The organism is Achromobacter ruhlandii (genome assembly GCF_002082135.1).
Taxonomy (GTDB): domain Bacteria; phylum Pseudomonadota; class Gammaproteobacteria; order Burkholderiales; family Burkholderiaceae_B; genus Achromobacter; species Achromobacter ruhlandii.
This window is the reverse complement of record NZ_CP017433.1, coordinates 3,830,269-3,843,075: the sequence shown is the minus strand read 5'-3', so window position 1 is coordinate 3,843,075 and position 12,807 is coordinate 3,830,269. Positions and strand designations below refer to the sequence as shown.

13 protein-coding genes are annotated in these 12,807 nt (G+C 68.7%); 2 read left to right on the top strand and 11 right to left on the bottom strand.

Annotated elements, in window-relative coordinates:
* Positions 1-2: 2 nt before the first annotated feature.
* Together AruCF_RS17265 and AruCF_RS17260 are read right to left on the bottom strand one after the other, a co-directional pair.
* A complete protein-coding gene (locus AruCF_RS17265) occupies positions 3-1,580 on the bottom strand; it encodes an ABC transporter substrate-binding protein (protein WP_049074739.1) in 1,578 nt (525 codons plus the stop codon).
* A 60-nt stretch (positions 1,581-1,640) separates the two neighbouring features.
* The gene (locus AruCF_RS17260; RefSeq protein WP_049074737.1) at positions 1,641-2,522 is read right to left on the bottom strand and encodes an alpha/beta hydrolase family protein; all 882 of its coding nucleotides are present in this window, start codon (positions 2,520-2,522) and stop codon (positions 1,641-1,643) included.
* Between the two features lie 115 nt (positions 2,523-2,637).
* Here AruCF_RS17260 and AruCF_RS17255 point away from each other — a divergent pair, with 115 nt between their 5' ends.
* The gene (locus AruCF_RS17255; protein WP_049074734.1) at positions 2,638-3,528 is read left to right on the top strand and encodes a LysR substrate-binding domain-containing protein; all 891 of its coding nucleotides are present in this window, start codon (positions 2,638-2,640) and stop codon (positions 3,526-3,528) included.
* A gap of 25 nt (positions 3,529-3,553) precedes the next feature.
* On the opposite strand, the gene AruCF_RS17250 is transcribed toward AruCF_RS17255, so the two are convergent.
* On the bottom strand, positions 3,554-5,020 hold the full coding sequence (locus AruCF_RS17250) for a sensor domain-containing diguanylate cyclase (protein WP_235432674.1): 1,467 nt from the start codon (positions 5,018-5,020) through the stop codon (positions 3,554-3,556).
* A gap of 507 nt (positions 5,021-5,527) precedes the next feature.
* On the bottom strand, positions 5,528-6,391 hold the full coding sequence (locus AruCF_RS17245) for a pirin family protein (RefSeq protein ID WP_049074729.1): 864 nt from the start codon (positions 6,389-6,391) through the stop codon (positions 5,528-5,530).
* Positions 6,392-6,643: 252 nt separating this feature from the next.
* Between AruCF_RS17245 and AruCF_RS17240 the strand changes: the two genes are divergently transcribed.
* Complete coding sequence (locus AruCF_RS17240; protein WP_049074728.1) at positions 6,644-7,186, top strand: DNA-deoxyinosine glycosylase; 543 nt, start codon at positions 6,644-6,646, stop codon at positions 7,184-7,186.
* A gap of 118 nt (positions 7,187-7,304) precedes the next feature.
* Here AruCF_RS17240 and ccmI read toward each other — a convergent pair whose 3' ends face one another.
* Genes ccmI through ccmC form a run of 7 tightly spaced genes read right to left on the bottom strand, consistent with a single transcriptional unit; the run spans position 7,305 to position 12,805 of the window.
* Positions 7,305-8,282, bottom strand: coding sequence for a c-type cytochrome biogenesis protein CcmI (gene ccmI, locus AruCF_RS17235; RefSeq protein ID WP_049074726.1), 978 nt, complete (start codon positions 8,280-8,282; stop codon positions 7,305-7,307).
* Positions 8,279-8,842 carry a cytochrome c-type biogenesis protein gene (locus tag AruCF_RS17230; protein WP_080977452.1) on the bottom strand — a complete coding sequence of 188 codons (564 nt, stop codon included), beginning with the start codon at positions 8,840-8,842 and terminating at the stop codon, positions 8,279-8,281. The genes ccmI and AruCF_RS17230 overlap by 4 nt, the downstream gene beginning before the upstream one ends.
* A complete protein-coding gene (locus AruCF_RS17225; RefSeq protein WP_049074723.1) occupies positions 8,832-9,365 on the bottom strand; it encodes a DsbE family thiol:disulfide interchange protein in 534 nt (177 codons plus the stop codon). The genes AruCF_RS17230 and AruCF_RS17225 overlap by 11 nt, the downstream gene beginning before the upstream one ends.
* Positions 9,362-11,353, bottom strand: coding sequence for a heme lyase CcmF/NrfE family subunit (locus AruCF_RS17220; RefSeq protein ID WP_049074721.1), 1,992 nt, complete (start codon positions 11,351-11,353; stop codon positions 9,362-9,364). Before AruCF_RS17220 ends, AruCF_RS17225 begins: the two co-directional genes overlap by 4 nt.
* Positions 11,350-11,799, bottom strand: a complete 450-nt coding sequence (ccmE, locus tag AruCF_RS17215) for a cytochrome c maturation protein CcmE (RefSeq protein WP_049074719.1) — start codon at positions 11,797-11,799, stop codon at positions 11,350-11,352. Before ccmE ends, AruCF_RS17220 begins: the two co-directional genes overlap by 4 nt.
* Complete coding sequence (gene ccmD, locus AruCF_RS17210; RefSeq protein WP_231132827.1) at positions 11,796-12,005, bottom strand: heme exporter protein CcmD; 210 nt, start codon at positions 12,003-12,005, stop codon at positions 11,796-11,798. The genes ccmE and ccmD overlap by 4 nt, the downstream gene beginning before the upstream one ends.
* Positions 12,002-12,805, bottom strand: coding sequence for a heme ABC transporter permease CcmC (gene ccmC, locus AruCF_RS17205; RefSeq protein WP_372363799.1), 804 nt, complete (start codon positions 12,803-12,805; stop codon positions 12,002-12,004). The genes ccmD and ccmC overlap by 4 nt, the downstream gene beginning before the upstream one ends.
* Positions 12,806-12,807 lie beyond the last annotated feature (2 nt).

The following is a 12,807-nucleotide window of genomic DNA, read 5'->3' as shown; positions in this document are numbered from 1 at the left end:
GCCTATTTCGTGGTCGCCGCCAAAGACACGCCCCACAGGCGCGGCTTGGAAATCGGCCAGGTTCGATAGCCCTGGACGCCATCACGGAAGGCGCCGATGGCGGTCCCGTTGTAGATGATGACCATGGGCACGTCCTTGATCAGCATGTCGTGCAACCGATCGAATAGCGCCTGGCGCCTGGCCGGATCGGCTTCGCGCATGGCCTGGCGCAGGATGTCGATGGCTTCACCGTTGTCCCAGACCTTGCGGGCCTCCCTGGACTTGTCACCCAGTATCTGCTCGAAACTCAGGGCCGGGTCGAAGCGGGGAGAATACGAGAACGCCATCATCTGATAGTTGCCGCTCTGGTAGCGTTCAAGCTGCGTGCCCCACTCCAGCGTCTCCATCTGGATGTTGATGCCCACGGCCGCCAGCATGGCCTGACTCAGAATGCCCATATCGAACATCTGCGGGTAGCGCTTGTTCACAATCATCTTGATCGGCTGACCGCGATAGCCGGCCGCGCTCAGCAAGGCGCGGGCCTCGGCCAGATCGGTGCGGTAGCCCTTGGCCGTCGCCGCGTCATAGTAGGTGCTGCTGCTGGGCACGGCCGAATTGTTGACGTTGGACAGTCCGCTGGACAGCGTGGCGACCATCTGGCCGTAGTCCAGCGACAGCGCAATGGCGCGGCGGATACGCACATCCTTGAGCAAAGGGTCGCGGGTCTGGAACAGCAGGCCGTTGATGGACATTGCCGGGCTGACCTGGATGGTCAAGCCCTTGGCCTGCTTCAAGTCGGCCGCGTCGGTCGCCGTCACGTCGGGCAGCAGATCGACGCCGCGCGCCATCAGCGCGGCCTTGGCCGTCGCATTGTCGGGGATCACGACAAAGCGCACCTGGTCCACCAGCGCGGCTTTGTTGCCGGTATACCCGTCAGGCTTTGCCTCGGCGCGCGGCGCATAGTCAGCAAAGCGTTGCAGCTCCACATATTGCCCGCGTTGCCATTGCCCCAGCTTGAACGGCCCGGTTCCCACCGGCGAGCGCCACGCGCCTTCCGGCGTCAGCGAATCCGGATGCAGAATGCCCGTGCCCCCGCAATCGGTTCTGGCCATCGTCGCCAGAAACAAGGCGTTGGGCTGTTCCAGGGTGAACACCACGGTCATCGGATCCGGGCTGCTGATGTCCTGCACCTTGAGCAAACCGCGGCCATCGAAGTCGCCCAGGCAGCGCCATTGCGTCTTGGGATCGAGGTAGCGGCGCCAGGTCCACAAGACTTCGGCGGCCGTCAACGGCGCCCCGTTATGAAACCGCACGCCCTCGCGCAGTTTGAAGCGGTAGCTGCGTCCATCATCAGAAACCGTGATCGAGTCGGCCAGCAACGGCCCCACGGTCGCGTCTTCGCGGTAGGCCACCAGGCCTTCCACTATATGCATGACGACGGCGTCGGTGTTCTCGTCCCGGTTGACGCCGGGGTCGGTGCTGCGGATATCACCGCTGATGCCGACCTGAATCCGTGATGGCTCGGCGGCGTGACTTCCGGCCGTTGCCAGCGTCAACGCCAGCGCGGCGTACCCCAGGGCGGCCTTTACACTGTTGCGCATGAAGTAATCCTCCTTCAATGGGTGGGCGGCGCGGCCAGGACATGGCCGTGCCGCTTGTGCTTATTGCTGCGCCTGGCGAGCCCGCCGTTCGCGCAACACCGCCGCGAAGAATTTCTGCGCGGCCGGCATGACTTTGATGCCCATGTGGGGCACGTTGGGAATCTGATCCAGCGTGGCGCTCACGCCCGCCGCTTCGAAGCTGGCGCGCAGGCGTTCCAGCCGCTCGGGCCGGGTGCGGCCGGCGTCGTTGGCGCCTTCCATGTAGTGCTTGCCGCCGGGGCGATGGGTGATTTCCCAGGTTTCGAGATCCGCCGCGCCGACCACCATGTGGATGGGGACCTGACGCAGCGCATCAAGGTTCAGCGCCTTGCCAAACCGCGTCTCCATGTCCGCGACGCCCACCCACCACTTGCGCGCGGTGTCCAGCAGCGTGACCGAACCCGGCGCGCCGATCGATGCGGCCCAGAGCCTGTCGGGGTGCAGGTAGCAGAAGCGATTGGTGAACTGGCCGCCGCCCGAATAGCCAAAGAGGGCAAAGGTGTCGAAGTCGCGGCCGTACTTCTTGCCGACCTCGGCGACCATATCCAGCAGGATCTGGTCATAGCGGATATCCCCTTCAAGAATCTGCTTGTAGCCGTCGCCGTTGCCATCGCCCAGCACGCCCACCGGAAACAGCGGCGCCAGGATGACGCAGTCGTTCCAGCGGCCAAACTCGGCAAAGCTGTTCCGGTAGGTTTCCATCGCGCGGTTGGACCCATGCACGACCACCACGAGATCCACGGGACGCGTTGCGTCTTCGATGGATTCGGGAACGTAAAGACAATAGGCGAAGCGTTTGTCGCCCGCATGGGCATAGACCGTTGTCGGCCCTTGGTCGTATAGACGCCGCGCGTTTTGCCGCGCCAGCAGGTCGGCCTGGGAATCCGGGGTAGCAGTGCTCATGGTCTACACCATTCAATGAGAAGACCCGCAGTATCCGCCAGTGCCTATACAAAGAAAATCTAATTTAGTTTTAATTAGAGTAAAGTAAATCTTTACCTAAAAATCGCCTCGCGCCATGAGCAGCATCCGGTTTCTCAGAACATTCATTGCCGTCGCGGAGGAGGGCAGCTTTGCCGCCGCGGCCGACCGGGTCGCGTTGACCAGCGCCGCCGTCGGCCAGCAAATGCGCGCGCTTGAAGACGAAATGCGCCGTACGTTGTTCGAGCGCAATCACAGACAGACGAGTTTGAGTCGCGACGGGACGCTGCTGCTTCCGCGCGCCAGGCGCCTGGTGGCCGATTACGAAGCAATGCTTGAAGACCCGGATCGGGATTTGCGCATGGAAGGCGAAATCACCGTGGGCGGCATTATTTCGGCCATGGGGCTGCTGGCCAATTGCCTGGTGCAGCTAAAGGCCATCCATCCCAAAGTGTCGGTCACGCTGACCAGCGCGCGTTCTGATGAGCTGGCGCCGCTGCTGCTGGCCGGCGAGCTGGATGCGGCGGTCGTGGTGAAGTCGCCCCGGCAGGAATTCAAAGGGCTGAGCTGCTCACGGCTCTATGACGAACCGTTGATCCTGCTGGCCAGCGCGCAGGCCCATGCAAAAACGCCGGACATCACCGAGCTGCTGGCCACTCAGCCCTACATCCGCTATGACCGCAATACCGCCACCGGTTCCAAAGCCGATCGGGTGCTGCACCGATTGCGAGTCAAACCGCAGGAAATCCTGGAGCTGAACTCGATTCTTGGCATCGCGGCGCTGGTGCGCCAGCAAGTGGGCGTCAGCTTGGTGCCCTTGTTGCAAAACGTCCATTGGAACAAAGACCCGGCATTGAAAGTGCTGCCGTTGCCGGGGCCACAGGAGTTTCGCAGCATCAGCATCGTGGAACAGGGTCGCAAACGCCATCTGACTGGCGAAATCAACAGGTTGTTGCGCGTGGCTGTCGACCTGCGCGGCCCGCCCTGAGGCAAACCCATGCGTCGGGCTGGCGCTACCTGAAAAACACCGATTCGATCCGGTTCCGGCCGCGTTGCTTGGCGTAATACAGCGCGCGATCGCTGCGGCTGAGCGCCAGTTCCGCGTCGTCGTCGTGCGTATGCAGCGCGGAAATGCCGATGCTGACCGTCAGCGGAATGCGCTGTCCGCCCGTCAGATAGGGCGTATCCGCGATGCGGCGCTGTACGTCGTGGGCGAACAGGTGCGCGCTTTCGATGTCGGTGTCCGGCAGCACGACGGCGAATTCCTCGCCGCCAATACGGCCCACCAGGTCGATCTCGCGCAACTGGGCACGCAGCATGCGGGCGAAGTGCTGCAGCACGCCGTCGCCGATGGCGTGGCCCCAGGTGTCGTTGATGTGCTTGAAGTGGTCCAGGTCGCACATGAGCACCGCCGAACCGTGGCCGCCGTCGCTCTTGATGCGCGCAAGCTCCGCGGCGATGCGCGACATGAAATGGCGGCGGTTCGGCAGGCTGGTCAACGCGTCGGTGGCGGCGAGTTCGCGCAATTCCAGTTCAGCGCGCTTGCGGTCGGTGATGTCCGTGACGAAGCCGTGCCAGACCACGCCCCCGCCGGCCTCGCGGCTCGGGCTGGCGTCGCCCAGCCGCCACCGCACCCCCTGTCGCGGCAGGCAAACGCGGAACTCCAGGTGCCAGCGCGTGAGCGCGGCGGTCGCCTGCTGCAGCGATGCCCGGTAGGCGGGCAGGTCCTCGGGATGGACGCGCTGTTCGATCGCGGTGGCGCTGGCGCGCACGTCGTCGGCGGTCAGCTCGAACATGTCGCGGATGCCGGCGCTGACATACGAGAACCTCGCGCCGCCCTCGGCCACGGCCTGGCACTGAAAGACCAGGCCGGGCACGGCGTCGGTGAGATTGACGACCAGGTCCGCCGTGAGCTTGAGGCGTTCCGCCAGGGCGCGCACCGCGCTGATGTCGGTGGTGGTGCCCATCATGCGCAGCGCCTTGCCGGCCTCGTCGCGACTGACCACCTTGCCCCGGCTGCAGATCCACTTGTAGCTGCCATCCTTGCAGCGGATGCGGTGCTCGACCTCGTAGCTTTCGGTCTTGCCGTCGAAATGGTCCTGCATGGCGGCTTGCACGAAACCCAGGTCGTCCGGGTGCAGGCGCTGGTAGGCGTCTTCGATGCGGGTCGTGAGTTCGGACTCGGAATAGCCGAGCAAGGCCTTCCAGCCGGGCGAATAGGTGATCTCGCCGGTCACCACGTTGCGGTCCCACACTCCCGTGCCGCTACCGGCGATGGCCAGCGACAACTTCCTGGCTTCCTCCCGCCAGGCGATTTCGTCGGCGCGCTCGCGCGCTTGGGGGGCGATAGCGGTCGCCGCGAGGTCCGCCAGGTCTTGCAGGGTCCGGCTGTCTTCATCCGTGAAAGCGCGTGCCTGTCCGTGCAGCAGGCGCAAGCTACCCAGCAGGCGTCCGTCGGCGGCGCGGATGGGGGATTGCATGGACCAAGGCTGCGGCGAAGCGGGGGGCGTGCCGGCCATCGCCTCGCATGCGCCCGCGGCGTCGGCGCGGGCAACGATTGCCGTGTCGACATTGAACAGTCGCCGCGCCAGGCGCGCCAGCCGCTCCAGGGCGCCGTCGGACCCGCCATGGCCGCAGCCCACGCCCTCGCCAGGAGGTCGGGTTGGAGGCGGATCGCCGATAACGGGCATTTCAGGACCTGATCAATACGGGGTTCGGCGGTACAGCCGGGACGCGGGTGCCCGATATTCTGTCACGTTCCTCGCGAAAATTGCATCACTTTGGCAGTGATTCGGGGCGCGTCATGAGACTTTCTGGCCGAGATTACCCGGCCGAGGCGCGCTGGCGTGGCGGCGGCCCGCTTCGGGCCTCATGCGGTCCTGCCGCCGCGCCGCGGCGGGATGCCCAACAAAAAAAGGCCGCGTTTCCCCGACAGGAAACGCGGCCGCGTTCACCAGGACCGGCGCGCCAACGCCGGTCCCGCCCCTTCAATGCATCTGCCCATACTTCCCGGCATTGAAGTCCTGGATCGCCTCGACGATCTCCGCCTGCGAATTCATCACAAACGGCCCATATCCCACCACGGGTTCGTCGATCGGCTCGCCGCTCAACACCAGGAACACGGCGTCGTTGTTGGCTTCGACCGTGATCTCGTCGCCATCCTGCGAGAACAGCGTCAGTTGCGCGTCGCGCGCCACCGCTTCGCCGTTGACCAGCACCGTGCCGCGCAGCATCACCAGCATGCTGTTGCGGCCCGCCGGGATCGCGAAGGTCGCGGTCTTGCCGGCGGCCAGGCGCACGTCCCACACGTCGATCGGCGTGAAGGTGCGCGCCGGGCCGGTCTGGCCGCCGTAGCTGCCGGCGATGACGCGCAGCGAGCCGGCATCGCCAGGCAGCGACACCACCGGGATATCCGCATTCAGCAGGCTCTGGTAGCCGGCCGGCGCCTTCTTGTCCTTGGCCGGCAGGTTGACCCACAGCTGCACCATCTCCAGCTCGCCGCCCTGGCGGGTGAACGCGGGGGAGTGGAACTCTTCATGCAGGATGCCCGACGCGGCTGTCATCCACTGGACGTCGCCGGGCCCGATGACGCCGCCGTTGCCGGTGGAGTCGCGGTGCTCGACCTCGCCGCTGTAGACGATGGTCACGGTTTCGAAGCCGCGGTGCGGATGCTGGCCGACGCCGCGCGGTTGCGTGGCCGGCGCGAATTGCGCCGGGCCGGCGTAGTCCAGGAGCAGGAACGGGCTGACGTTCTTGCCCTTGTCGTTGTACGAGAACATCGAGCGCACCGGAAAGCCGTCGCCCACCCAGTGGGGACGCGGGCTGGCATGCACACCCAGAATCTTCTTCATGATCGTCATTCCTGTTGCGCGGCCCCTGCGGGGCCGTTCGTCATACCTGTCAAGATAAGGGCGGGAAGCCGCTTTCGGTAGTCCCCGCCATTGATAAGCACTGTTCCAGGAATAGGACACTGATAGCGCCAGACCTGGGCAGGTGTTGCCAGTGAGGCACGCGCGGAGTCGGGAGGATTCCGGGCCCGGACCCGTTCCGGTGGCCGGCGCGGGCGGCGGCGGAAGGCCCGCGAACCCGGGTATTCTTGCGCCATGCAACGAATTGCCGATACCACCGTGGCCGACCGATATGCCCACGTTCAGGGCTTCGCCCCGGTTGCCGCCGCCGACGCCCGCATCCTGGTGCTGGGCTCCATGCCCGGCGTCGCCTCGCTGCGGCAGGCGCGTTATTACGCCCATCCGCGCAACGCCTTCTGGCCCATCGCGGGCCAGGTGCTCGGGTTCGATCCCGCCGCCGACTACCCGCGGCGCCTGCAAGCGCTGCGATCCGCCGGCGTCGCGCTCTGGGACGTGCTGCAGGCCTGCGAACGGCCGGGCAGCCTGGATGCGGACATCCGCGGCGATACCCTGGTGCCCAACGACTTCGCGGCGTTCCTGTTAGCGCATCCGCGCCTGGTGCGGGTCTGCTTCAACGGCGCCAAGGCGGCCAGCCTCTACCGCCGCCATGTGTTGCCGCGCCTGCCGGCGCGGCCGCTGGAATACGTCGACCTGCCATCCACCAGCCCGGCCCACGCGGCCGCGTCGTTCGAGAAGAAGCTGGCCGCCTGGCGCGAGGCGTTGACGGTGCCTGCCTGATCCTGCGCCCGGGCGCTGGCGTCGCCCGGGCAGCGACGCACGGCGGGAGATCTCGCGCCGAAGGGGCAACGGGAACAGCGGGAGGCGGGCGTGGATTGGCCGTGAGGAATGCGGACGGTCAATCCTGCCGGCCGCGGCCGCCACTGGCGCGAGCCCCCGGCGGGAAGGCGGGGCCTTCCGCGCCGGCCGCCGCGCGATCAGCCGCTGTACGATCAGCCGCCCCACCATCGGTCGCCGCACCCTCGGCCGCCCGGCGGGCCTGCGCCAGGCTGGCCTGGACCTGCTCGTGGACCGGGCCATCCGGGTCGACCAGCGGCAGCAGGCGTTCCCAGGCGTCGATGGCGCCGTGGAAGTCGCCGCGGAAAAACGCGCTGGTGCCGGCCAGGGCCAGGCCTTTCACGTCGTCGGGCGCAAGCGCCAGCAGCCGGCCGATCAGGCGGTCGGGTTCGCCCGAAAAATCTCCGTCCGCCGCGGTGGCCAGGAGGTCGGCCCAGTCCGCCAGCACGCCGGGATCCTGCGGCGCCCGAGCGCCCATGCGCGCCCAGGTTGCCGCGCCGCCGGCGAAATCCCCCAGCGTCGCGTAGGTGTGGGCCAATGTCATCCAGCCCTCGGCGTCGTCCGGGTGGGCCTGCAGGTGCTGGATCAGGCCGGCCAGCCGTTCGGCCATGGGATCGCCAGGGTCGTGCCCGGCGCTGGCGGAAGGCGACGCGTGCGGGTCGGCGTCCGCCGGCGTCAGGGCCGCCGGGTTGCCGAGCGCCGCGTACAGGCCGACGCTGATCGCGCCCAGCCCCAAGGCCACCGCCAGGGCCCAGCGGGGCGCGGGCCGGGTATCGAGGCGGTCCGGCGCCGCGCATCCTTCCCGCAGGGCGCGCCGCTCGATCTCGGCGCGCGCCTGGGCATAGTGGTCCGGGGCGATTCGCCCGCTGGCATGGTCGGCCTGCAATTGCGCCAGTTGTTCGCGCAGCACCGCCAGCGATGCCTGCGCCTGGGGCGAGCCGCCGCGCCGGCCGGCGGCTTCTGGCGCCAGCAGGGGCGGCAGCACGAACAGCAGGGCGACGGCGACCATGCCGGCCGCGAGGAGCCAGAACAGGGTCATGGAGCGCGCTCCCCGCCGGCGGCGAACGGCCCGGCGTCTTGCGGGGGCTCGGCCAGCAGGGCCCGGGCCGCCTGCGCTTGCGGCGCGGGCAAGGGCGCCTCCGGCGCGCGGGCATGGCGCCGCAAGCGCCACAGCAGGCCGCCCATGGCGCCGGCGAGCAGCACGCCGGGCCCGATCCACAGCAGCGCGGTGCGGGCTTTCAGCGGCGGGCGATAGAGCACGTAATCGCCATAGCGCGATACCAGGAACTGGCGCACCTGCACCTCGTCCTGACCCGAGCGGAACAGGCGACGCACTTCGTCGCGCAGGTCGCGCGCCAGCGGCGCGCGCGAGTCCGCCAGGGATTCGTTCTGGCACACCAGGCAGCGCAGGTCGCGCGTGAAGGCCTGGACGTGCGCTTCCAGGGCGGGGTCGGACGCGGCGGCGGGCGCCTCGCTGGCCACGGCCCGGGCCGCAATGAATAGCGCCAGCGCGATGCCGCGGCCGGTCGCGTGCCAACCGCTGGCCACGGCGGTGCGTCCTATCGTGGGGCGAGGCTGGCGGGGGATGTCAGGGTTCATTCAGCGCCTCCCGCGCCCGGGGGATCAGGATGTTGTCGAGCACGTCCTGCGTGACCGGCCCGACGTGCTTGTAGCGGATGACGCCCTGGGCGTCGATGAGAAAGGTCTCGGGCACGCCGTACACGCCATAGTCGATGCCGAGTTTGCCGCGCGGGTCGAGCACCGTGGCGATGTAGGGGTTGCCCAGGCGCGCCAGCCACTCGCGCGCCGCGCTGTCTTCGTCCTTGTAGTCCAGGCCGACGATGGCAATGCGGCCTTCGCGGGCGGCGCGCAGCAGCACGGGGTGTTCGACGCGGCAGGCCACGCACCAACTGGCCCAGACGTTGAGCAGCCAGACCCGGCCGCGCATGTCGTCCAGCCCGAACTGGCCTCCCGGCGCGTCCAGCCGCGCCAGCGTGAAGGGCGGCGCGGGCCGGCGAACCAGGGGCGAGGGCAGTTCGCGCGGGTCCAGGCCCAGGCCGACGGCGAGCATGGCTACCAGCCCGAGAAACAACAGCAGGGGCACGAGGGATCGCAGTTTCATGGCAGTTCGCTTTGCGGGGGCCGGGCTTGGCCCGGGGGCGAGGCGTCGCGCCGCGAAGCCGGCTTGCGGTAGCGGCGGTCGGCGGCGGCGGCCAGGCCGCCCAGGATCATCAGCGCGCAGCCGGCCCAGATCCAGCTGATGAACGGCTTGTGGAACAGGTTCACGATCCAGCCGCCGTCGGGCAGGCTTTCGCCCAGCGCGGTGTAGAGATCGCGCAAGGGGCCGACGTCGATGGCCGATTGCGTCATCGGCATCGCTTGCGTCACGTAGTGGCGGGTCTCCGGTCGCAGCGTGGCGACATGCCTGCCGCCGCGTGCGACATCGAGGGTGGCGCGCGCGGCGATCCAGTTGGGGCCGACGACCTGCTCGACGCCGCCGAAGGTGAAGGTGTACCCGGCCAGATGGGCGGTCTGGCCCGGCAGCATGCGCACGTCCAGTTGGGACTGGAAGCTGTTGACCATGGTGACGCCGATGATGAACACGCCCAGTCCGAGATGGGCCAGCCACATGCCCCACCAGCTCCCGGGGATGCCGCGCAGGCGGGTGGCGATGTCGGCCCGCCCGCCGCCGTGCAGGCGCTCGGCCAGCAATTGCAGGCTGCCCAGCGCGATCCAGGCCGCCAGCGCCAGGCCCAGGCAGGTGCGCCAGGTGAAGTGCCCGAGGCCGTGGCCCAGCGCCGGGCCCAGCAGCGCGCTGGCGAGCGCGGCCGGCCCCAGGCGGCGCGCCAGCCGTTGCCAGGTGTCGGCCTTCCAGCGCGCCACGGCGCCGGGCACCAGCAGCGCGAGCACCGGCGTCATCAACGGCACGAAGGTGGTGTCGAAGTAGGGCGGTCCCACCGAAATTTTGCCCAGGCCCAGGGCGTCGAGCAACAGCGGGTAGAGGGTGCCGAGCAGCACCGCCGCGCAGGCCACGGAAAGCAGCGCGTTGTTGGCCAGCAAGGCGGCGTCGCGCGAGACCAATTGGAAGTGGCCGCCGCCCTGCAGCCGCGGCGCGCGCCAGGCGTACAGCAGCAGCGATGCGCCCACCACCGTCACCAGCAGGCACAGGATGAACAGGCCGCGCGCCGGGTCGGTGGCGAAGGCGTGCACCGAGGTGACGACGCCGGATCGCACCAGGAACGTGCCCAGCAGCGATAGCGAGAAGGTGCCGATCGCCAACAGCACGGTCCAGCCGCGGAACGCACCGCGCTTTTCGGTCACGGCCAGCGAGTGGATCAGCGCGGTGCCCAGCAGCCACGGCATGAACGAGGCGTTCTCGACCGGATCCCAGAACCACCAGCCGCCCCAGCCCAGCTCATAATAGGCCCAGCTCGATCCCACCGCGATGCCGGCGGTCAGCAGCACCCAGGCGGCCACGGTCCAGGGCCGCGACCAGCGCGCCCAGGCGGCATCCAGCCGCCCTGTCATCAGGGCCGCGATGGCAAAGGCGAAGGCGATGCTGAAGCCCACGTAGCCCAGGTACAGCAAGGGCGGGTGGATGATCATGCCGGGGTCCTGCAACAGCGGGTTCAGGTCGCGGCCCTCGCGCGCCGCGGGCAGCAGGCGGGCGAAGGGGTTGGAGGTCAGCAGCGTGAAGGCGGTGAAGCCCGCGCCGACCGCGCCCAGCACGCCCAGGACCCGCGCCGTGAATGCCTCGGGCAGCCCGCGGCTGCAGCGCGTCACCGCCACCGTCCACAGCGACAGCGAAACGATCCACAGCAACATGGAGCCCTCGTGGTTGCCCCAGACCGCGGTGATCCGGTAGATCAGCGGCGTGCGGCTGTGGCTGTTGTCCGCCACCAGCCGCACGGAGAAATCATTGGCGATGAACAGCAGGTGCAGGCAGGCGTATGACAGCAGCACGAACAGCAGTTGCCCGCGCGCGGCGCCGCGGCCGACCGCCATCAGCGCCGCGCGGCCGCGCCAGGCGCCATACAGCGGCACGATGGCCTGCACCAGCGCCAGCGCGAAGCCAAGCAGCAGGGAAAAGTGGCCGACTTCGGCGATCATGGCCGCACCGTCCTGCTGGCGTCGTGGGCGCGCGCGATGGCGTCGCGCACTTCGATTGGCGTGTAGTTCTCGTCGTGGCGGGCCAGCACGCTGGTCGCGGTGAACACGCCGTCGGCGTCCAGCGTGCCCTGGGCCACCACGCCCGTGCCTTCGCGGAACAGGTCGGGCAGGGCGCCGCGATACACCACGGGGACCTCGTGGGCGGTGTCGGTGACGATGAAGCGCACGCCCAGGCCGTCGGCCTCGCGTTGCAGCGAGCCGGCCAGCACCATGCCGCCGACGCGGAACAGCCGCTGCCGTGGCGCCTCGCCGCGCGCGATTTCGCTGGGCGTGTGGAAGAACACCAAGTTCTGGCGCATGGCCGTCAGGATCAGGGCGGCTGCCGCGCTCAGCAGCGCGACCGCACAGAGCAGCAGGAGCAGACGCCGGCGGCGGGGGGAAGTCATGCCGGTCCTCCGTCGTGTGATTGCTGCCTGGCCGTGGGATTAGCGCTAGCCAGCGCCGCCAGGCGCCGCAGCGCGCGGCGCCGCCGCCGGACCAGCGACACGCATTCGGCCAGCACCAGCAGGGCCAGCATGCCGTAGCTGCCCCAGACGAAGGCGCCGCGCCCGCCCATGTGCCAGAACGCGGCCCAGGATTGCCAGTGCATCATGCCGGCTCCTTGCGCATCGCCGTCTCGCGGCGCGCCAGCTCGCGCACCCAGCCGGCCGGCCACTCCCGCTCCAGCATCATGACGCGCGCGCGCGCCAGCGCCACGGCGGCGGTGTAGGCCCACGCGGCCAGGGCCATGAGCAGCATGGCGGCCAGCATGGTCGCCGCCATGGACGGCGCGCGCGTCAGGCTGACCGAAGCGCCCTGGTGCAGCGTGCTCCACCAGGACACCGAGAAATAGATGACCGGTACGTTGATGGCGCCCACCAGGGCCACCAGCGCCCCGGCGCGGTCGCCGCGATGGGGATCGACAGTCAGGGCGGTCAGCGCCAGGTAGCCCAGGTACAGGAATCCCAGGATCAGTTGCGAGGTGAGCCGGGCGTCCCAGACCCAGTAAGCGCCCCAGGTTGGCCGGCCCCACAGCGCGCCGCTCCAGAGCGCGACGAAGCAGAACAGCGCGCCGGTGGGAGCCAGCGCGCGCGCCATGATGAACGACAGGCGGGTGCGCAGGATCAGGCCAAGCGCGGACCAGAACGCCATCAGCAGATAGATGAACAGCGACATCCACGCGGCGGCGACGTGGATGAAAATGATGCGGTAGACCTCGCCCTGGGTGGCATCGGTGGGCGCGACAAAAAAGCCGATCGCCAGGCCGCATGCGCCAAGCAGGATGGCGAGCCCGCCACACCAGGGAACCAGCCTGCCCGCCAGCGGATAGAAGGCCTGTGGCGCGGCGAACCGCAGCAGACGGGTGGCGCGGCGGGCGGGAGGAGCGGGCGGGAGGGCAGGCATGGGAGGCATCT